Raw genomic sequence first — 19,903 nt, forward strand, 5'->3', positions numbered from 1 at the left:
TATGGCCGACGCACTGACCGTCGTCCGGCGGCGACGGCGCATCCTCGAGTACCTCTGCGAAGGTGCGGCACCGAAACGCGACATCGTGGCGACGACGGACTCCTCGCGTTCGACGGTGAACCGCGCCATCTCGGAACTCTCCTCGCTCGGTCTGGTCGAACGGGTCGACGGCGGCTTTCGGACGACGACGCCCGGCCGACTCTCCTTGGACGTGGTGACGGAGACGTCGGAGACGATGCGGACGATACGCGAGTCCAGCGACGTGCTCTCGAACATCCCGCTGGAATCGTGCGTCTCCCACCGGTTTCTCGTCGGCGCGGACGTCGTCACCGGCGATTCGGCCGCGCCGTACTCCGGCATCGACGACGCGTTCGACAGACTGCGGCGCGCTGACCGCGCCCGCGGGTTCGGCGTCGCCGACAACGACCCGCGGTGGACGCAGACGCTCCACGAACGGGCCACCGAGGGGTCGTTGTCCGTGGACGTCGCCATCACCCGCCCGATGGCGAAGTACGCCCTCGACCGGTACGACGACAGGGCCGCGGAGTACTTCGCCGCCGACGACTACCGGGTCCGCGTCTGCGAGTCGCTCCCGTTCGGGATGTTCCTCTTCGACGTCGAGGACCGAACGGTGGCGCACCTCCTCGTCCACGACGAGGCGGGGTCGTTCATCGCGCAGGTCGAAAACGACCGCCCCGACGCCGTCGAGTGGGCCGAGGCGCGGTTCGCCGAACGGTTCGAGGCGGGCGTGCCGCTTTCGGAGTTCACCGAGTGAGCGAGCGCGAAACCCATAAGCGTCTCAGCGTGCTATTGCGTACCGTACCCCTGCCCGTGTGTCCCCAATCCGGGCCTGTTTTTACCCGCGGCGAAGAATCGAACGCCAATGGACGACGAGTTACGCGAACGCGTCGAGCGAGCGGCCGAGAAGCACGCCCTGCTCAACGCGGTCAAGTACGAGAGCGACGCCGACGTGGGCGCGGTGATGGGTCCGCTCATGGGCGAGAACCCGGAGTTCCGCCCCCACGGTGACGAGATTCCGGGAATCATCGGCGGCGTCGTCGGGCGAGTCAACGACCTCTCGACGGCGGAGAAGCGCGACCGACTGGCGGAACTCGCGCCCGAGGAACTCGCGGAACTCGAAGCCGAAGAGGAGGAAGACGAGACGGTGCTTCCGGACCTGCCGAACGCCGACGAGTACGACGAAGTGCGGATGCGCGCGGCCCCGAACCCGAACGGCCCGTGGCACATCGGCCACGCGCGGATGCCCGCGGTCATCGGGACGTACAAAGACCGCTACGACGGGTCCTTTATCGTCCGCTTCGACGACACCGACCCCGAGACGAAGCGCCCCGACTTGGACGCCTACTACGCCATCCTCGACGACGTCGAGTACCTCGGCTTCGAACCGGACGACGTAATCCTCGCCTCCGACCGGGTGGAAACCTACTACGACTACGCCCGCGAACTCATCGAGTCGGGCGGCGCGTACACCTGTTCGTGCTCGGGCGAGACGTTCTCGGAACTGAAGAACGACGGCGAGGCCTGCCCTCACCGGGACAAAGACCCCGAGACGACGATGGCGGAGTTCGAGGAGATGGTCGCGGGCGAGTACGACTCCGGGGAGATGGTCCTCCGGGTGAAGACGGACATCGAGCACAAGAACCCCGCCCTCCGCGACTGGGTGGCGTTCCGCATTGTCGATACGCCGCACCCGCGCGAGGAGGCCGCAGAGTACCGCGCGTGGCCGATGCTCGACTTCCAGTCCGGCGTGGACGACCACCTCACGGGCGTCACCCACATCATCCGCGGCATCGACCTGCAGGATTCGGCGAAGCGCCAGCAGTTCGTCTACGACTACTTCGACTGGGAGTACCCCGAGGTCATCCACTGGGGGCACGTCCAAGTCGACGAGTACGACGTGAAACTCTCCACCTCGACCATCAAGGAACTCGTCGAGGAGGGGAAACTCGACGGGTGGGACGACCCGCGCGCGCCGACCCTGAAGAGTCTCCGCCGCCGCGGCATCCGCGGGGAGGCCATCGTCGAGGCGATGGTCGGCCTCGGCACGTCCACCTCCAACGTCGACCTCTCGATGTCGGCCGTCTACGCGAACAACCGCGACATCGTGGACGACGAGGCGGACCGCTACTTCTTCGTCCGCGAGGGCGAGGTGTTCGCACTCGACGGCGGTCCGGACGCGGGCCACCCCGCACTCCACCCCGACCACGAGGAACGCGGCGACCGGACCGTTCCGGCCGAGGGCGGCGTCGCCGTCGAGTCGGAGGACGCGCCCGCGGAGGGCGAACGCGTCTGGCTGAAAGGCTACGGGTGCGTCCGCCGCGAGGGCGACACCTTCGTCCACACCGACGACAGCATCGAGGCGGTTCGCTCCGGCGAGGTGGACGTGATTCACTGGGCCCCCGCCACGGAGAACGTCCCCGTCCGCATGCGGACGCCCGACGGCGACGTGGTGGGCGTCGCCGAACCCGACTTCGCCGAGACGGCGGAAGACGAAGTCATCCAGTTCGAGCGTCTCGGATTCGTCCGCGTGGACGGCCACGACGGCGACTCCCGCGACGTTGACGAGACGCAGGGCGTCTCGTCAGCCAACCGGAACGCGGAGCGTTCCGGTAACGCGGAGGGCGACGAATCGGTCGTCTACTGGGCGCACAAGTAGGCGACAGCCCTTTTCTTTTCTCCGCGGCGCGTACCGTCGCACGTGACCCTCGTAGACCTCACCCGTCGAGTCGAATCCGGGATGCCCGTCTACCCCGGCGACCCCGCCGTGACCGTCGAACCGCACGCCGACTTCGAGACGGACGGCTACCGCGTCTCCCGACTCGAACTCGGGACGCACGCCGGAACGCACGTGGACGCCCCCTCGCACACCGAACCCGACGGCGACTCTCTGGACGCGTTCGACGCCGAGGATTTTCGGTTCGACGCGCGACTCGTCGACTGCCGCGACGCGGGCGAAAACGGGACGATAGGCCCCGACGCGGTGCCGGACGACCCGGACGCGGAGATGGTCGTCTTCCGTACCGGGTGGGAGGCGGAGTGGGGGACCGACCGGATGACCGACCACCCGGCCCTCGCGCCCGAGACGGCGCGCCTCTGCGCCGAACGGGGGTACGCGGTGGCGACGGACGCGTTGAGCCCGGACCCGACGGGCGGCGAGGGCGTGCCCGCCCACCGCGCGATACTCGGGGCGGGACTCCTCGTCGTAGAGAACCTCCGCAACCTCGACGCCGCGCCGGAGGCGTTCGAGTTGCTGGCGTTGCCGGTGCGCGTCGACGCGGACGGCGCGCCGGTTCGCGCCGTCGCGCGGGTTTAGAAGAAGAGGACGAAGAGGAACGCGACGAGCATCGACGCCGTGAGGAGAATCTGCACCGCGGTGGAGGCGAGGACGCCCACCGTCGCGTAGAGGGCGGCCTTCCCGCTCTGTTCGGCGTTCTGGTTCCGGACGAACTCGGCGACGAACACGGTGACGGCGATGCCGACGAGGAACCCGACCGGTCCGGTCACGAACAGGAGGACGAACCCGACGACGACGGCGATACCCGTCGTCAGCGTCGACGCGCCCGCCGCCTTGGCGGCGACTGCGCCGCCCGCGTAGTCGACGATGACGGTGACGATACCCACCAGAACCAACGCGACGAAGACGGGGAGGCTCGGGTCCGTGAACCCAGTGGACCACCAGTAGAGCAGTACCCCGGACAGCGAGAGCAGTGCGCCCGGAACGAGGGGGGCGACGGTTCCGACGACGCCGAGGACGAGGAGAGCCAACGCGAGCAACGCGATGGGTGTGACTGCCATAGTCGGAGGTGGGCCGCCTGCGGCATAACGCCGGTGCCCGTCCGCGCGGACGAAGCGATTCGGAGCATGATTTAAGACCGTCACGATAGTTTGTTATGGTATATCATGCCTATCGACCCGAACTTCGAGACGAACCGCGAGAGAGTGGGCGAGGAGAACGGAGTCACCGTGTGGGGGCCCGTAGACCCGCCGGAACAGCTCGGCATCCACGGCACGCACGTCGCCGTCGATTACGACATCTGCATCGCGGACGGGGCCTGTCTGGAGGACTGCCCGGTGGACGTGTTCACGTGGGTGGACTCGCCCGGCCACCCCGAATCCGAGATAAAGGTCGAACCGACGCACGAGGACCAGTGCATCGACTGCATGCTCTGCGTGGACGTCTGTCCGGTGGACGCCATCGACGTGGACCCCGGACGCGCCGGGCGAACCTGACGCCGCATCTCGCCCGTTTTCCGTCCGCCGACGCGTTCCCCTCGTCCTCCCGACGGTGACTGTTTCGAATACCTCACAAAAGACTATTAGAAATACGTGGTGGCAATTATCGTGTGAGGAATTAACAATGCACGTAGTCACCCTGACCAAAGGCGTCCCCGACTTCCGAGAGGGGCAGGTGTCGTTCGACGAAGACGGCCACCTCGAACGCGGGAAGACACCGACGGTGATGAACCCGAACGACGCGCACGCCCTCGACGCCGCCCTGCAGACGCACGTCCGCCACGGGGGGCGGATGAGCGTCGTGAGCATGGGACCGCCGGGGTACAAGGAGGTGCTTCGGGAGGCGATGGAGACGGCGTACGCCGACGACTTGCTTTTGGTCTCCGACCGGGAGATGGCCGCGGCGGACACGTGGGCGACGGCAATCACGCTCAGCACCGGCATCGAGAGGCTCGGCGACCCCGACGTCGTGTTCGCGGGGTTCAAAACCGCCGACGGGGAGACGGGCCACACCGGCCCGCAGACGTCGTGGTGCCTCGACATGCCCCTCGTGACGCACGTCGTTTCGATGGACGTCGACGAGGAGGCGGGCACCCTCCGGGCGGAACGCCTCGTCGAGGGCGACATCGCGGAGGTGGAGACGGTCGAACTGTCGCTTCCGGCGTTCGTCGTCGCCGACCCCGAGTTCGAACCGACCTACCGCACGGCGGCGCACAGACTCACGCTGAAGGACAAACGCGCCGAGGCGAAGTCCCGCATCGAGGAGTACGAGGAGTACCTGACGGTGTGGGACCACGCCGACCTGAATCTCGACCCCGACTACATCGGACTCGACGGGTCCCCGACCATCGTCTCCTCGGTTGATCCCATCCCCAAACCGCCCGCCGAACGCGAGGCGACGATGGTGGACCCCGAGGACGCCGAGGCGATGACGGAGGTTCTCGAAACGATGCAACCGTTGGCCGACACCGACGCGGCGGCCGCGGGGGGTGACTGACCGTGCCCGCAATCGACCCCGGCGAGTACGAGATATCCGCGCTCGGCCCCGAACTCCGGGAGATAGAGGACGCCGAGGAACTGCGGGAGATACTCGCGGCCGAACGCGACGGGAAGGACCGCGACGCCGTGATTTCGCTGATAGAGAGCCGAATCGAGAAGTTCCAGGGCGACGACGAGGAGACGGACGCCGACGCCCTCGATCTGACGGAGATGAGCACCGCGGAAGTCGGCAACGCCATCACCGACATCGACGACCCGGCGGAACTGGAGTCCATCCTCGAACGCGAGGAGGCCGGCGAGGACAGAGACGGCGTCAAGCGCCTCGTGGAGAACCGTCTCGACTCCGTGCAGGGAAGCGAGGAGGGCGAACGTGAGGCGCGGAAACCGCCCGAGGAGCGACACCCCGAACTCGACCACCCGACGAACGACAAACGGCACGTCCGGGCGTTGGAGGGCGGCGTCTACCGCGACATGTGGGTGTACTGCGAGACGCAGGCGGGCGAACTCGTGGACGTCTCGAAGGAGATGCTCGGGAAGGCCCGCGAACTGATGGACGACTACAACGAGGCGTACGGGGAGAGCGAACGCGTCGTGGCCGTCCTCGTCGGCGACCACGTGGAGACGCACACCGAGGACGTGATAGCCTACGGCGCGGACGTCGTCGTCTACCACGAGGACCCGCGACTGTCGCGCTTCCAGCACAAGCCGTACACGGAGATATTCTGCGATATGGCCCGCGCGGGCGCGACGCACGAGGACGGCGAGGCCCGCGGCGGGAGAGACGAGGCGTGGCGCGACTACGACAAACCGCGGTACGTCCTCTTCCCGGCGACGAACAACGGCCGGGACCTCTCGGCGTTGGTGCAGGCCGAGTTGGATTCGGGTCTCGCCAGCGACTGTTCGGGCCTCTACATCGAAGACGAGGTGATATCGAACCCCGTCAAGACCGGCGCGGCGGGCGACAAGAAGCAGTTCGAACGCGTCCTGCACATGAAGCGGCCGGACTTCTCGGGGTTCGAGTACTCGACTATCCTCTGTCTGGACAACCCCGAGAGGGAGTTCCACCCGCAGGGGGCGTCCGTCATCCCCGGCAGTTTCGACGTACCCGAACCCGACGCCGAACGCGAGGGCGAGGTCATCGAGCACGACATCTCACTCGACGACGAGTGGTTCCGCGTCTCCGTCACCGACTACGACCGGTTAGACGAGGGCGTGGACCTGACCGGAAACGACGTCGTCGTCGCCGTCGGGCGGGGCATCGGCGAGGCGCCGACCCGCGGGATGGAACTCGCCGTCGAACTCGCAGACCAGTTCGAGAACGCCGACGTGGGCGTCTCCCGCGGCATCGTCACCGGATCCTACCAGTTCGAGGGCCACGTCGAGCAGTACACGACCGAGGACCGCCAAATCGGCGAGACGGGACAGGTCGTCGCCCCGGACCTCTACATCGCGGCGGGCATCTCGGGGGCCGTCCAGCACAAAGTCGGCATGGACGAGTCCGAGACCATCGTCGCCGTCAACACCGACCCGGAGGCGCGCATCCGCGACTTCTCCGATTACTTCGTCGGGGGCGACCTGTTCGAGGTGCTCCCCCGACTGACGGCGGCGTTGAAGGAGGGGCGCGCGGACTTCGCGTCCGTCGCCGCCGCGGGCGACGCCGCCGCCACCGACGGCGGCCGACGGCCCGATTCACACGCGGACGCGCGGCCGACGGGAGGTGAGGCCGATGAGTGAGACGCCGAGCGAACACTACGAAGCCGTCGTCGTCGGCGCGGGGCCGGGCGGGGCCGCCGCCGCCGCGGCACTCGCGAACTACGGCGTCGAGACGTTGGTGCTCGAACGCGGCGTCGAGGCGGGGTCGAAGAACGTCTCCGGCGGCCTCATCTACGCCGAGGAGTCCGCGCCGTACACGATAGACGACCTGTTCGAGGGGTTCCGCGAGGAGGCGACCGAACGCCCCGTCACGCGCTACTACATCCACAACGTCGCCGGCGAGACGGTGGAGACGTTCGACATCACCTCGCTTCACGACCACGACACCGAGTGGTGCGACTCCGTCCTCCGGCGGAAGATGGACTCGTGGCTCGAAGACCGGGTCCACGAGATGACCCGGGAGACGGGCGGCGGCCTGTTGACCGACGTGCGCGTGAACGGACTGCTCCGGGAGGACGGCGAGATAGTCGGCGTCACCTGCGACGAACTCGACCCGATACGCGCCGACGTGGTCATCGCCGCCGACGGGGTGAACTCCGAACTCGCCCGCGACGCCGGGTTGATGGACTGGGAGGAGCCCGAAGAGTGGTACCAAGGCGTCAAGGCCGTCGTCGATATGCCCGAAGACGCCGTCGAGGACCGCTTCGCCGTCAAGCGGGACACCGGCGTGGCGCACCTGTTCTCGGGTGACCTGTTCGACGGCGTCCGCGGCGGCGGGTTCCTCTATACGAACCGCGATAGCCTCTCCGTCGGGACGGTGTTTCACCTCGACAGCCTCGTCGCCCGCGAGGCGGAACCGCACGAACTCCTCGATTCCCTGCTGACGCACCCCTTGCTGGCGAAGTGGTTGGGCGGTGACTACCGCGAACGCGAGTACAGCGCGAAACTCGTCCCCGACTCGAAGAAGGTGGCCCTGCGGGAACCCCACCGGGGGAGACTCCTCCTCGTCGGCGACGCGGCGGGGCAGATGCAGGCGCAGGGGCCCATCATCAAAGGGATGAACCACGCCGTCACCGCCGGCGCACTCGCGGGCGAGGCGTTCGGGAAGGCGAAGGCCGGCGGGAAGCCCGAACTCGCCGGGAAGCTGTACGCGAAGAAACTCCGCGACGAGGGCGTGATGGCGAAACTCCGCCCCCGAGGGTACGACGCCGTCCGACGCATCGGCGAACGCGAACGCGCGACCGAACTGCTGGACGGCGTGCTCACCTCGTCCGTCGGTCGGTTGGGCGTGCGGGCGTTGTCCGGGCGACTCGAAGGACTGTACGCGTCGCCGACGCTCTCGACGCTCATTCCGGACACCCGGACGCCGTACGTCACCCTCCCGACGGTCATCGCCGAGGAGTTGGGGACGCGCGTCACGGACAGGAACCGAATCGCCCCGCCGAGCCTCGAAGAGCGAATCGGGGAACTGACGTACGACACCGACGTGGGGAACCCTCACATCGAACTCCGCGATAACTCCTACGAGGCCAGCGGAGACGCCGTGACGGCCTGTCCGGTCAGCGCCGAGGACTTCGGCGGCGGCTGTTACCGCGAGGAGGTGATTCGGACGAACGGCGACGAGGAACGCGTCGTCAGCCTCGACACCCAACCCTGCGTCGAGTGCGGCACCTGCGCCGTCGTCGCCGACACGGAGTGGACGCACCCCGCCGGCGGCAAGGGCGTCCTGTTCGAGGAGGGCTGAGCCGATGCCGACGGACGACGGACCCGACGCGTCGGGGGCGGCGGAGTCGCCCGAGGCGTCGCCGTTCGCCGGGCGAATCCGCGAACTCGCCGCGGAAGCCCGACGCGCACGGGAGGCGTTCGACCCGCCCGGAGACGGTCAGCGGTCCGAACGGGCGCTCGAGTGCGCCAGAGACGGCGTCGGACCGGTCGTCGCCGTCTACGTCGAGGCGCGGACGGCGGCGCGGCCCGTCGCGTTCTCCGCCGAGGAGCACCGACTGCTCCGCCGAGCGCTGAACGACTGGCTCGGCCTCTACGCGCGGTGTCACGGCGTCGAACTCGACGCCGACTTCTCCGTGCGGGCGGCGGCGGAACTGCTCGTCGAGACGCGCGACGCGCGGGACACCGCCCGACTACTCACGCGCGTCCCGGAGCGGTAGCGAGCCGTCCGCTCCGGGCGAAATTCACACCTTAACGAATAAATGTTATGGTTCGCTGTGTGGTATTTGATGGCATGGAAGTAACGGAGGCGCTGAACTTCGACCACGGGGACCGCAAAGACATCTACGAGTACATCGAAAGCCACGGAATCGTCCGCGAGGAGGACCTGCGGCGGAGCCTCAACTTCGAACCGGGTGCGTTGGGCGCGCACCTGACCGTCCTCCGGCGCGACGGCTACGTCCGGAAGGTAGACGACAAACTCGAAGTCGCCTACCAGCGAGACGACGCCGAAACCCACGAGGCCGACGACGGCACGGAGTACACCATCCGGATGGCCCAAGAGGTGGACTTAGACAGTCTCGTGGACGCGATCCGCGAGGTGGCCGAGGAGGGGACGTACATCGAAGCGGAGACGGTGGCCGACGTGGTGGACCACGAGGAGGTCATCATCCGCCACAACGACGTGCGCTCGCGGATGTTCTTCGTCGCCACCGTGGGCGACGAACTCGTCGGGTGGGTCCACCTGGACTTACCGGAGACGACCAAACTCAGCCACACCGCCGTCCTCACCGTCGGCGTGCGCTCGGAGCACCGCGGGTCCGGTATCGGCTCGGCCCTCCTCGAACGCGGCATCCGCTGGGCGCGAGAACACGAGTTCGAGAAACTGTACAACAGCGTTCCCGCGACGAACGAGGAGGCCATCGACTTCCTCGCGTCCCACGACTGGGAGACGGAGGCTGTGCGGGAGGGCCACTACAAGATAGACGGCGAGTACGTCGACGAGGTGATGATGGCGGTCGAACTGCGCTGAGACCCTACCGCCACGTCTCCTCCGCGCCGTCCAACGGTTCGGCGACCACGCCGTCGCGTTGGACTAACGCCCGCCCGTGGGCCGCACAAACGTCCCTGTCCTCGTCCCACGGGACGTACAACCTGACGGACGCCTCGTTCTCGCAGCCGGGTTCGCTGCACGTCGCCATGGAGGCGACTACGACGCCGAGACGCTTCGGTGTACCGTCCGACCCGACGAAATCGGCTCAGTCGGTGAACCGCGCGCGCTCCTCGCGGGCGCTCTCGGGGCCGTACTCGTCCACGAGCGGTTTGTACGCGTCGCCGAGCGCTCGCATGCACTGCCCCTGCGAGACGTAGCCGAGTTCCTCGGAGACGGGCGTCCACGGGCGGCCCTGCAGGACCTTCCGGACGAGCAGTCGCTCCTCGCGGGCGTCGAGTTCGACCCGGTCCGGAGAGAGGAGGTGCGCGAGTGCGAGTCGCCGGAACGCCTCGGGCGCGGCGCTGTAGATGCCGGGACCGTACGACGCCCCGACGACGACGCGCCACTCGCGGTCCGACAGCGACGGGGAGACGTCCGCCTCGCAGGCGCGAAGCGCCGCCCGCGCCACGTCGGGCTCTACGTCCCGCAGGGGGTCCGAGAGGACGGCGACGATTCGGTCGATGAAGTACGAGGCGTGCCTGTCGCGGAGGGCTTCACCCGCCTCCGAGAGGGGAAGGAGCATGAGCGCGGAGTACTCGCCGCTGGTGTCGTTTCTCGTCGTCGAGAGGTGGACCGTCGAGTAGCCGTTCGCCGCCCAAAAGGAGAGCAGTTCCGGCGTCGCGCCGTAGCCGACGCCGAGGTAGTCCGCCCGCCCCGCGAACTCCCGCCGCACCGCCGTCAGCAGTCGCGAGCCGAGTCCGCGGGAGCGAACGGCGTGGTGGGTGGCGATGCGCATCACGCGGTAGCCGACGGGCACGCCCGCCTCCTCGTCGCGGAGTTGGCTGGTGAACACGTCCGGGAGCATGTTCCCGCGGACGCGAGCGCCCTCGTACATCGCTCGGCGCGTCTCCGCGTCCAACCCGCCCTCGCGGGCGAGGAGGGCGACGCTGACGACGTGGCCCTCGTGGCAGAGTGCGCGGAGTTCGAGGTTCGGCGCGTCCAACAGGCGCGCCAAGTCGTTCGGCTCCGTCCGGTAGTGCGCGAACACGAGGAGGCCGAACGCCTCCGACAGCAGGTGGTCGTCCGCGAGGAGTTCTTCGGGGGAGACGGCGCGGTACTCGACTGTTTCTGGCGTCGCGTCCTCGACGAGTGGGTCCACCGGCGGGCGCGCGTCGAGGAGGAGCGCGCGGAACGCCCACGTCTCCACCGGGTCGCCCCGGGCGTAGCGAATCGGCTCGTCCAAGGCGGCGTCGGTGACGGTGAAGTCGCTCTCGGCCAGTCTGTCGCGGAAGCGAACCGAGAAGCCCCGCCCCGCGCCCTCGTAGCCGTGCACGGTGGTGAAAAAGCCCGCCGCGGGCGCGTCGAGGAACGACGAGAGGAGGCGCACGGGGAGCGCCGCCGCCTCGTCCACGAGGACGGCGTCCGGGTCGTCCGGGAGCGTCGCCGCCGTCGGGGGGTCCGAAAAGCGGACGCGCCCGCCCTCCGCGCCCGCCTCCGCGTTCGCCCGCAGGACGTGACGCTCCTCGTCGTGATCGCCGGACTGCGTCTGGCGGCCCGCCGAGGTTCTCTCGGCGGAGTCGGCGAGTGCGCCGAGGTCCGACAGGAGCGTCTCCGCGCGGACGAACACCTCCTCGGCGCTCCGGTACGACGGCGCGGTCACCAGCACGTCGCGCCCCTCGGCGGCGAGGGAGGCGGCGGCTAACCCGGCGGCGGCGGACTTCCCCCGCCCGCGGTCCGCCTCGACGACCACCGCCTCGCCCGGGTCGGCGAGGCGTTCCAAGGAGCGGAGCGTCCGCGATTGGTCCCCGGTCAGGCAGGACTCGTAGGCGAGGCGGGGGAAGCGACGCTCGCGTTCGCGCGGAACCGACGGCGACCGGTCGCCAACGTCGGGCGGCGACGGGGCCGACCCGTCGCGTTCGACGACGCCCTCGTCTACGTTCGCTATCGCCACGCCGGGGTGGTCTCGGAGCGTCGAGACGAGGCGTTCGCGGAACCGGCCGGTCACGTCCGAGACGGAGAACGGCGGGACGGCGAGCGATTCGTCGAACGACCCCGTTCGGGCGGGCCACTCGTCGAGGGGCGGCGTCAGGAGGACGAACAGGCCGCCGCCGTCCACCGCGCCGACGAGTCGGCCGACGACGTTCGGCGAGAACTCCTCGTGGGCGTCGCAGACGACGGCGGTTCGCGTCGAACCGAGGAGTTCGCCCGCGCGCTTGGGGTGTAGACGCTCGAAGCGAAACCCCTCTCGGGCGGTGACGATAGTCGTCTCGTCGTCCGGAACGTCGGCCCCGTCGAGAACGTCGAAGGCGGCGTCGATGCAGGCGTCCCTGTCGCCCGCGAGGACGACCAGTCGTCGGTGGTTCGCCCGCGTCGCCGCCGCCCGTACCTCGGCGGCGAGGGCGGCGATATCCATGCCCCGCGGTTGTCTGTGACCACGTAAGGCCGTTCCGTTCTCTCCCGTCGGGCGTCTCGACGTCCGCGTCCGGCGGTCGGGTCGCCAACCGCCCCCTCTTTACGGGAGCCTCGGACACGTCATCGCTCGTGTGAAATCGCGGCGACGCGACGGACGGTATCGACCGAAATAGCGCATGCGGCCGAATAACACGGCAGGCGAGCATTGAAAGCGCTTTTATGGGGTCCGACGCTATCGAGGTGTACAGCCTGCCCGGGGTTGATGATTCTCCCCGCCGTCAGGGAAGACCGCGACCAATGTGGTCGGCCGGCGGGGCAGTCGAGCCCGCGAGCAGGATAGGTGAACAACCCATGCCAGTCTACGTAGAATTTGACGTCCCAGCCGACCTCGCAGAGAACGCCCTCGAGGCGCTCGAGGTCGCCCGAGACACCGGTACAGTGAAGAAAGGAACCAACGAGACGACCAAGTCCATCGAGCGCGGCAACGCCGAGCTCGTCCTCATCGCGGAAGACGTCTCCCCCGAGGAGATCGTCATGCACCTGCCCGAACTCGCCGACGAGAAGGGTATCCCGTACATCTTCATCGAGACGCAGGACGAAGTCGGTCAGGCCGCCGGCCTCGAAGTCGGCTCCGCCGCCGCCGCCATCGTCAACGCCGGCGAGGCCCAAGAGCAGGTCGAGGACATCGGCGCGAAGGTCGAGGAACTCCGGTAATCCACCATGAGCGCAGAAGAGACTGCCAGCGACTCGACGTCCGCCGAGGTCATCGAGATCGTTGGCAAGACCGGGATGCACGGCGAGGCCATGCAGGTCAAGTGCCGCATCCGCGAAGGCTCGAATCAGGGCCGGATCATCACGCGCAACGTGCTGGGACCCGTCCGCGAGGGCGACATCCTCCAGCTTCGTGAGACCCAGCGCGACGCCGACTCCATCGGAGGTCAGTAACAATGGTCGAAAAGCGCACGTGCGACTTCAGCGGCGAAGAGATCGAGCCCGGTACGGGCACGATGTACGTGAAGAACGACGGTACCATCCTCCACTTCAAGGACTCGAAGGCCGAGAAGAACTACTTCCTCGGCCGCGAGGCCCGCGACGTGGAGTGGACCGCCGAAGGACAGGCCGCCGGCGGCCCCTCGCAGGAGAACGCTGAAGAATGAGCCACCACGACGAACGCACCTTCGTGATGGTCAAGCCCGACGGCGTCCAGCGCGGACTCGTGGGCGACATCGTCTCCCGATTCGAGGACCGCGGTCTGAAGCTCGTCGCCGGGAAGTTCATGCAGATAGACGACGAGTTGGCGCAGGAACACTACGGCGAGCACGAGGACAAGCCGTTCTTCGATGACCTCGTCGGATTCATCACGTCCGGTCCCGTCTTCGCGATGGTCTGGGAAGGCGCGGACGCGACCCGACAGGTCCGTTCGATGGTCGGCGAGACCGACCCCGCCGAGTCCGCCCCGGGCACCATCCGCGGCGACTACGGGCTGGACCTCGGCCGCAACGTCATCCACGCCTCGGACCACGAGGACGAGGGCGCGAACGAGCGGGAAATCTCGCTGTTCTTCGACGACGACGAACTCGTCGACTACGACCGCGTCGACGAGACGTGGCTCTACGAAGACGCCGGCGACCACTAACCCGCCCCGACGCAGTTTTCTCTTTCGTCCGGTCCGACCGTCGCATCGCTCGGAGCCGCCGGTAACCCTCTCGTCGAAGCGACCGTTCCGCCGCGCTGACGGTCTCTCTCGGGGCAGAAAAACCGTATTCGTTTCGGGCGCAAAACGGGGTTCGATGACGGAACTCGAACTGCTCTTGTGGTTCTTCGCGAGCGCTCTCCTCGCCGGCGGCGTCGCCGTCCTCCTCGTCGCGTCCGTCTTCGCCGTCGCCGCGGCGCGCCTGACGAAGGCGGTGAGTGCGATGCTCGCGCCGACGTCGACGGCGGACCCCGCCGCGATACGCGACGTCGAGACGCACCTCGCGGACCTCCGGAACGCGCCGCGAATCGACAGCGGCGTGGTTCGCCGAGTGGTCCCGGAGGAGCGACGCGGAGCGAGCGATTCGTGGTTCGGGCGCAGGCCGGGCGTCCGGTTCGACGTCGCCCTCCCCCTCGAATCGCCCGACGACCCGGTCGCTTCGGTGTGGGTGCCGACGCCGGACCGCCTCACCGGCGAGACGGAACTCGAACGCGTCGCCGCCGCCTGCGGCGTCGAACCGTCCCGCCTCTCCGACGCCGTCGGCCGGGAACTCCCGTTGACGTACGCCGGCGACGGACAGTGGGTGATTCGGTCGCCGTCGAACGCCGCCGCCGCCGGGACTCCCGAGGCCGAACTCGCCTGAGTCGGGGTGTCGCCCCGCCTCTCGCCGTCAACCCGTCCGGTGTTCTTCGACCACGTCTTCCCACGAGACGGTGCCGCGTGAAGCGATTCGCTCCGGGTGAAGCGCGTCGCTTTCGAGGGCCGAAAGCGCACTCGGGACGTTCGGGTCCAAGCCCCCGAGGACGGACGCGAGGTTGTTCGTCTCCTCCGGCGGTCGGCCGGTGTCCTCGACGGTCTGTTCCGGCGCGTCGCCCTCCTCGTCTGTGACCACGACGCGGTGCACCATGCCGAACGGTTCGTGCGGCGGGCAGTAGAGGTCGTAGACGCCCTCCTCCTCGAAGCGGTAGAGCCAGTACCCGCCGACGGGCACGATGGGCGAAGAGAGGGGTTCGGCCCCGTCGGGGACGCGGTGTTGTCGGCCGTGGCGTTCGTGGTAGGCCGTCACGCCGTGGTCGGGCGATTCCGCGCTGTACAGCACCACGTCGCCCGGACTCACCCGCAGTCCGGCCGGTTCGAAGTGGAAGCCGACAGTCTCGGCCAGCAGTTCCGCGATTTCGCGGACGGTCACCGACTCCGAGGACCCGTCGGGCAGTTGCACCTCCACGTCAGAGTCCGGATTCGACAGTTCGCCCTCGTCTACGGACCCGTCTGCCACTGCCTCGTTGACGTTTTGGAGCGTCGTCTCCGAGAGCGCTCCCTGTCCGCCGACGGCGAGCAACAACTGCGGGAGGTCCGTGTACATCTCGACTTCGTGGGAGGGGCGGACCGACTTCGCGAACGCCTCGAAGCAGTCCTCCGACGCCTCGCCGAGGCAGGGACTCTCCGCCGCGGAGGGGTACCCGAAGACGGGGTCGATGTCCTTCGGGTTCTGCGGCGCGACGGGTCCGTCCGACCCCTTCGAATCGTCGCCGCCGTCGCCGTGTCCGTCGCCTCCCGCCGCCGTCCCCGCACCGAGCGAAAGCGCCGTCGATGCGCCGGCGACGCGAAGCACCGTCCGCCGCGGAAATTGTCTCTTTTCCGAGCATTCCCGTGCGTCGTCCGCCGTACCGCGTTCGTCTCTCTGAGGTGGCATCCCACGCCGAACATGATTTTTGAATCACATAACCGTACGCATGCTACCAACTGGATGACATTCTCGCCGAGTCGTACCGTCGGGGAGGCGGCGCGGAGACGAGAGCGCAGAAAGAAAGCGACGGGCGTGCGGTTCGGGTTAGTCGGCCTTCGGCGTCGCCGCGACGTCGATTTCGCCTTCGTCGAGTTCCGCTTCGACTTCGCGGGCGGCTTTCACCATGTTCTCCATCTTCCGGTAGGCGACTTCGCGGGGGAGGAGTTTCACGCCGCAGTCGGGCGAGACGGTGAGTTTCTCCGGCGGGACGACCTTCAGACCCTGCTTGATGTTCTCCTTTATCTCCTCGACGGACTCCACCTCGGCGGTGTGGACGTCCACGACGCCGAGTGCGAGGTCCGGTTCGAACTCGGGGTCGGTGAACACGTCTATCTGCTCGTAGCCGCCGTTGCACAGTTCCACGTCGAACTCGTCGATGGGGAAGTCGTTGAGTTCGGGGTAGATGCGGGAGTAGTCGCCGTAACAGACGTGGAGGCCGATGCGAACCTCGTCGTCGATGCCGTCGACGATGCGTTCGAGACACTCGCCGACGATGGCGTGGTCGTCGGGCGTCGTCGCGAGGGCGGGTTCGTCTATCTGGATGTAGCGCGCGCCCGCCTCGACGAGTTTCTCGACTTCCGTGTTCACGAGGTCCGCGAGGTCGTAGGCGAGGTCCTCCTCGGTGTTGTACGCCTCGTTGAACGACCAGCGAGCGAGGGTGTACGGGCCGGTGATGGGCACCTTCACGGGCTTCTCGGCCACGTCGGAGGTGAACTCGAACTCGTCGACCAACCACGGTTCGTCGTACTCGACTTCGCTCGCGACGGAGGGTTTGTCGAAGTAGTTGTGCCCCCACACCTTCACCGGGCCGTTGAACTCGTAGCCGGGGATGCGGTGGGCGAAGTACTCGACCATCTCCTCGCGGCGCATCTCGCCGTCGACGACGGTGTCGAGGCCCGCGTTCTCGTGTTCGTGGGTGATGACGCGCGCGGCGTCGTCGTACGCCTCCGCCAAGTCGTCGTCGTCGAACTTCGACTCCTCGTCGTCGGCGAGTTCCTTCGAGCGGTTCAGCCACTTCGGCTTGGGGTAACTCCCGACCACCGTGGTCAGGAGGAAGTGGTCGTTCTCGTGGCCGTTCGGTCGGAACTGCTCGCGGTTGTCCGCGTTTCGTGCCATTACGCCTCCACCTCCGTCTGGAGGTCGGCCGCCTCAGCGAGGACGGCGAGTTTCTCTTGGTGCTTGTTCACGGGTAGGTAGAACGGTTCGGTGTTCGTCGTCAGGTACGTCGTCTCGAACGTCGCCATCTGCACTTGGTCGAGGACCCACTCGACGCGTTCGCGCACCGTCTCGGGGTCTTCGACCAGCGTGTTCTGTCCGTCCACGAGGCCGAGCGAAATCGAGTCTTTCGTCCCGTACTCGTTGATGTTGTACAGCGTCTGCTCTCTGTCGGCCTCGACGAAGTCGAAGCCGATGGCCTCGACGTCGGCGTCCATCAGGTGGGCGTACGTCTTCTCGTCGAACGCCTCCCAGTAGGTGTGGACGACCACGTCGGCGTCCGTCGCGTCGGCGACGGCGTCGACGGCGTCGGGGACGCGTTCGGCGACGTCGTCGTCGGGCGCGTCGGTGACCAGGGAGGGTTCCAGAAGGTACAGCGTCTCGTGGTCGGGGAACGCCTCGACTTCGCCGCCGAGGAACTCGGCGACGGCGTCGAGGAACTCCGCCTCGTCGCCGTAGTGTTCGTCGGAGGCTAGTTCCGCAAGCGAGTACGGGCCGGGGAGGACCGCCTGAAGCGGTTCGCCGTCGAGTCGGTCGGCGGCCGACTCCAGTTCCTCGGCCACGTCGCCGGAGAACGTCAGGTCGCCGACGACGCGGGGGTCACGATAGAAGTTGTTGTTGTCGTAGTAGCGCACGATGCCGCCCGTCTCGACGTTCTCGTGGACGGTGAGGGGGTGTGCGAGCATGTCGTCCCAGCGGAGTTGCCCCTCGACGATGCGGTCCAGACCGGCGTCGAGTTGGTCGTCTACGACCTCGGCGCGGGCGTCCTCGTAGACGGCGACGATGTCGTCGGATTCGTCGCCCGAGATGAGGTCGTGTTTCTGGTGGCCTTTCAGGTCCGAGAGGTCTGTCTTCGCCCAGTCGGGGAGGGGATACAACCCGGGCGTCGTGGCGACGAACTCTGTCATCGTCTCCCCGTTGGAAATGCCGCTGCTTAATATTTGCTAATGCGTCTAATGCTTCCCAGTTATTTTTCCGAGAGCGCGAGGACGCTCAGCGTCTCGAAGGGGTACGACTCGCGGACGACCACGTCGTGGTCGAAGCCCCGCCGTTCGGCCCGTTCGACCACCTCGTCGTAGCCGGTGAGCGAACTCACCAACAGTAGGACGACGCCGTCGGGCGCGAGCACCCGCCCGACGTCGTCGACGAACGGGTCGATGAGTTCCCGGCCCGTCTCGCCGCCCGAGAGGGCGCGTTCCATCCAGTCGGACCACTCGTTGTCGGGGTCCGTCGGGAGGTACGGCGGGTTGAACGCCACGGTGTCGAACGCGCCGTCTGCGAACGGGTCGAGCAGGTTCGCGCGGACCACCTCGATTTCGCCGTGTCCCTCCGAGGCCGCCGCCCGGCCGCGTTCGCGGGCGCTTCGACACGCGTGGGGGTTCACGTCGGTGGCGACGACGCTCTCTACGTCCGCCGCCTCCCTCGCCGCCTGCTCTGCGACCCACCCGGACCCGGTTCCGACCTCCAAGAACCGCCCGCAGCCCCGTTCGACGACGGCCTCCGCCAGCAGTCCGGAGTCCTCGGCGGGTTGATAGACGTCCGTCTCCATCCCTCGTTTCTCGGCCAAGTCCTCGCCCGTCACGACTCCTCACCCCGTCCGTCGGCCGCGCGGGTGTGCGATTGGTCGCGTGGGGCGTCTTCGTCGGCGTCGGGGGCCGGACCCTCGCCGCCCGCGAGGACGAACCCCTCTTTCTCTTCGCGCGCCATGAGTTCCTGTTGCGGGTAGGGTATCTTGATTCCCTCGCGGTCGAACGCCTCCTTGACCGCGCCGACGATGGCCGTCTGCGTCCGCCACTTGCGGCGGGCGCTGGGTCGGTCTATCCACGCGCGGACGCCGAGAAGCACCGCCGAGTCGCCGAACTCCTTGAGGACCACCTGCGGCGACGGGACCGAGAGCACGTCTTCGAGTTCGTCGACGGCCGCTTGGGCCACCTCTGCGGCGTGGTTCGGGTCGACGTCGTAGTCCACGCCGACTTCGACTTCGATGCGGAGTCTCCCCTTCCGACTCCGGTTGACGAGCGTCTCGCCCGAGATAACGTCGTTGGGGACCATCACGTACTCGCCGTCGAACGACTGGATGCGCGTGTTCACGACGGTGATGTCGGTGACGATGCCCTCGTGTTCGCCGACCTCTATCCAGTCGCCTATCTCGAACGGTCGGGAGAACATGAGGACGAACCCGGCGATGAGTGCGCCGAGCGTCTGTCTCGCCGCCATCCCGACGACGATGCCGAGGAACCCGGCCCCGACGAGCAACCCGCCGAGGTCGGCGTTCCAGACGCCGAGGACGACCACCGCGGTGACGAAGTACACCGTCAACTGAGCGAGGCGGTAGATGACCTCCCGTTGGTGGTCGCTGACGTTCGGTTGGCTCTGGGCCACCTCGTCCGTGAGTTGGTGGACGAGGCCGGTTACCGCGTACGCACTCACGAGGAGCAGCCCCGAGAGGGCGAGTTGGACGACCACCCGCCTGCCGAACCGGTACTGTTCGTACACCTCGACGAGTTGGGCCGAGAAGCCCCAGACGCCGACGAGGAGTAGCGCGCCGCCGACGGTGACCGCCATCGTCGCCAGCGTGACGCCGACGTGCCAGACGGTGGCGGGGATCCACGGCGGCACCAAGTCGTGGAACCTGTTCGTCCGGCCCAGTACGAACGTGACGACGGCGACGACGGCGACGGTCACGGCGACCCGCCCCGTCAGCGAGGGGACGAACGTCCGCGGCAGGGCGAGGAGTCCGCTCTCCGCGGCCTCTGTCGCCGCCGTCGTGAGTGTGTGCGTCTGCATCGAGAGCGGT

General features: G+C 67.8%; 22 protein-coding genes. 14 read left to right on the forward strand and 8 right to left on the reverse strand.

Features of this window, described 5'->3' with window-relative positions; translation table 11 throughout:
• Nucleotide 1: 1 nt before the first annotated feature.
• The 3 genes from BLS11_RS04740 to BLS11_RS04750 all read left to right on the forward strand — a co-directional run bounded on the left by BLS11_RS04740 (nucleotide 2) and on the right by BLS11_RS04750 (nucleotide 3,334).
• A complete protein-coding gene (locus BLS11_RS04740; protein ID WP_092533682.1) occupies nucleotides 2-775 on the forward strand; it encodes a helix-turn-helix transcriptional regulator in 774 nt (257 codons plus the stop codon).
• Nucleotides 776-883: 108 nt separating this feature from the next.
• Entirely contained in the window at nucleotides 884-2,677 is a 1,794-nt protein-coding gene (locus BLS11_RS04745) for a glutamate--tRNA ligase (RefSeq protein ID WP_092533685.1), read from the forward strand.
• Nucleotides 2,678-2,719: 42 nt separating this feature from the next.
• Nucleotides 2,720-3,334 carry a cyclase family protein gene (locus tag BLS11_RS04750; protein ID WP_092533688.1) on the forward strand — a complete coding sequence of 205 codons (615 nt, stop codon included), beginning with the start codon at nucleotides 2,720-2,722 and terminating at the stop codon, nucleotides 3,332-3,334.
• Here BLS11_RS04750 and BLS11_RS04755 read toward each other — a convergent pair.
• Complete coding sequence (locus tag BLS11_RS04755) at nucleotides 3,331-3,816, reverse strand: DUF456 family protein (RefSeq protein WP_092533691.1); 486 nt, start codon at nucleotides 3,814-3,816, stop codon at nucleotides 3,331-3,333. The two genes, BLS11_RS04750 and BLS11_RS04755, sit on opposite strands and share 4 nt — an antisense overlap.
• 105 nt (nucleotides 3,817-3,921) lie before the next feature.
• Here BLS11_RS04755 and BLS11_RS04760 point away from each other — a divergent pair, with 105 nt between their 5' ends.
• From BLS11_RS04760 to BLS11_RS04785, 6 genes are all read left to right on the forward strand, one after another.
• The gene (locus tag BLS11_RS04760) at nucleotides 3,922-4,251 is read left to right on the forward strand and encodes a 4Fe-4S dicluster domain-containing protein (RefSeq protein ID WP_092533694.1); all 330 of its coding nucleotides are present in this window, start codon (nucleotides 3,922-3,924) and stop codon (nucleotides 4,249-4,251) included.
• A 127-nt stretch (nucleotides 4,252-4,378) separates the two neighbouring features.
• Nucleotides 4,379-5,251: an electron transfer flavoprotein subunit beta/FixA family protein gene (locus BLS11_RS04765; RefSeq protein WP_092533697.1), complete on the forward strand. Its 873-nt coding sequence runs from the start codon at nucleotides 4,379-4,381 to the stop codon at nucleotides 5,249-5,251.
• A gap of 2 nt (nucleotides 5,252-5,253) precedes the next feature.
• Nucleotides 5,254-6,987 carry an electron transfer flavoprotein subunit alpha/FixB family protein gene (locus BLS11_RS04770; RefSeq protein WP_092533700.1) on the forward strand — a complete coding sequence of 578 codons (1,734 nt, stop codon included), beginning with the start codon at nucleotides 5,254-5,256 and terminating at the stop codon, nucleotides 6,985-6,987.
• Entirely contained in the window at nucleotides 6,980-8,650 is a 1,671-nt protein-coding gene (locus tag BLS11_RS04775) for an FAD-dependent monooxygenase (RefSeq protein ID WP_092533703.1), read from the forward strand. The genes BLS11_RS04770 and BLS11_RS04775 overlap by 8 nt, the downstream gene beginning before the upstream one ends.
• Before the next feature lie 4 nt (nucleotides 8,651-8,654).
• Nucleotides 8,655-9,068 carry a DUF8055 family protein gene (locus BLS11_RS04780; RefSeq protein ID WP_092533706.1) on the forward strand — a complete coding sequence of 138 codons (414 nt, stop codon included), beginning with the start codon at nucleotides 8,655-8,657 and terminating at the stop codon, nucleotides 9,066-9,068.
• Between the two features lie 74 nt (nucleotides 9,069-9,142).
• Nucleotides 9,143-9,880, forward strand: coding sequence for a GNAT family N-acetyltransferase (locus BLS11_RS04785; RefSeq protein ID WP_092533709.1), 738 nt, complete (start codon nucleotides 9,143-9,145; stop codon nucleotides 9,878-9,880).
• A 4-nt stretch (nucleotides 9,881-9,884) separates the two neighbouring features.
• On the opposite strand, the gene BLS11_RS19285 is transcribed toward BLS11_RS04785, so the two are convergent.
• On the reverse strand, nucleotides 9,885-10,049 hold the full coding sequence (locus tag BLS11_RS19285) for a DUF8014 family protein (protein WP_175454373.1): 165 nt from the start codon (nucleotides 10,047-10,049) through the stop codon (nucleotides 9,885-9,887).
• Between the two features lie 57 nt (nucleotides 10,050-10,106).
• The gene (tmcA, locus tag BLS11_RS04790; protein ID WP_092533712.1) at nucleotides 10,107-12,413 is read right to left on the reverse strand and encodes a tRNA(Met) cytidine acetyltransferase TmcA; all 2,307 of its coding nucleotides are present in this window, start codon (nucleotides 12,411-12,413) and stop codon (nucleotides 10,107-10,109) included.
• Between the two features lie 350 nt (nucleotides 12,414-12,763).
• On the opposite strand from tmcA, the gene rpl7ae reads away from it, so the two are divergent.
• The 5 genes from rpl7ae to BLS11_RS04815 all read left to right on the forward strand — a co-directional run bounded on the left by rpl7ae (nucleotide 12,764) and on the right by BLS11_RS04815 (nucleotide 14,748).
• A complete protein-coding gene (rpl7ae, locus tag BLS11_RS04795) occupies nucleotides 12,764-13,126 on the forward strand; it encodes a 50S ribosomal protein L7Ae (protein WP_092534510.1) in 363 nt (120 codons plus the stop codon).
• A gap of 6 nt (nucleotides 13,127-13,132) precedes the next feature.
• Entirely contained in the window at nucleotides 13,133-13,357 is a 225-nt protein-coding gene (locus BLS11_RS04800; protein WP_006054022.1) for a 30S ribosomal protein S28e, read from the forward strand.
• A gap of 2 nt (nucleotides 13,358-13,359) precedes the next feature.
• On the forward strand, nucleotides 13,360-13,569 hold the full coding sequence (locus tag BLS11_RS04805; protein WP_092533714.1) for a 50S ribosomal protein L24e: 210 nt from the start codon (nucleotides 13,360-13,362) through the stop codon (nucleotides 13,567-13,569).
• Entirely contained in the window at nucleotides 13,566-14,048 is a 483-nt protein-coding gene (ndk, locus tag BLS11_RS04810) for a nucleoside-diphosphate kinase (RefSeq protein ID WP_092533716.1), read from the forward strand. The genes BLS11_RS04805 and ndk overlap by 4 nt, the downstream gene beginning before the upstream one ends.
• A gap of 154 nt (nucleotides 14,049-14,202) precedes the next feature.
• Nucleotides 14,203-14,748, forward strand: coding sequence for a hypothetical protein (locus tag BLS11_RS04815; protein WP_092533718.1), 546 nt, complete (start codon nucleotides 14,203-14,205; stop codon nucleotides 14,746-14,748).
• A gap of 27 nt (nucleotides 14,749-14,775) precedes the next feature.
• Here the strand turns inward: BLS11_RS04815 and BLS11_RS04820 are convergent, their stop codons facing one another.
• From BLS11_RS04820 to BLS11_RS04840, 5 genes are all read right to left on the reverse strand, one after another.
• Nucleotides 14,776-15,717, reverse strand: coding sequence for a plastocyanin/azurin family copper-binding protein (locus BLS11_RS04820; protein ID WP_092533721.1), 942 nt, complete (start codon nucleotides 15,715-15,717; stop codon nucleotides 14,776-14,778).
• A gap of 219 nt (nucleotides 15,718-15,936) precedes the next feature.
• Complete coding sequence (locus BLS11_RS04825) at nucleotides 15,937-17,007, reverse strand: methionine synthase (protein ID WP_092533724.1); 1,071 nt, start codon at nucleotides 17,005-17,007, stop codon at nucleotides 15,937-15,939.
• Nucleotides 17,007-18,014, reverse strand: a complete 1,008-nt coding sequence (locus BLS11_RS04830; protein ID WP_092533727.1) for a 5-methyltetrahydropteroyltriglutamate--homocysteine methyltransferase — start codon at nucleotides 18,012-18,014, stop codon at nucleotides 17,007-17,009. The genes BLS11_RS04825 and BLS11_RS04830 overlap by 1 nt, the downstream gene beginning before the upstream one ends.
• 59 nt (nucleotides 18,015-18,073) lie before the next feature.
• On the reverse strand, nucleotides 18,074-18,688 hold the full coding sequence (locus BLS11_RS04835; RefSeq protein WP_092533730.1) for a HemK2/MTQ2 family protein methyltransferase: 615 nt from the start codon (nucleotides 18,686-18,688) through the stop codon (nucleotides 18,074-18,076).
• Nucleotides 18,685-19,893 (reverse strand): mechanosensitive ion channel family protein, encoded by a 1,209-nt coding sequence (locus BLS11_RS04840; RefSeq protein WP_092533733.1) that lies wholly within the window; start codon nucleotides 19,891-19,893, stop codon nucleotides 18,685-18,687. Before BLS11_RS04840 ends, BLS11_RS04835 begins: the two co-directional genes overlap by 4 nt.
• Between the last annotated feature and the right edge of the window lie 10 nt (nucleotides 19,894-19,903).

Source organism: Halopelagius longus, assembly GCF_900100875.1.
In the GTDB taxonomy this organism is placed as follows: domain Archaea; phylum Halobacteriota; class Halobacteria; order Halobacteriales; family Haloferacaceae; genus Halopelagius; species Halopelagius longus.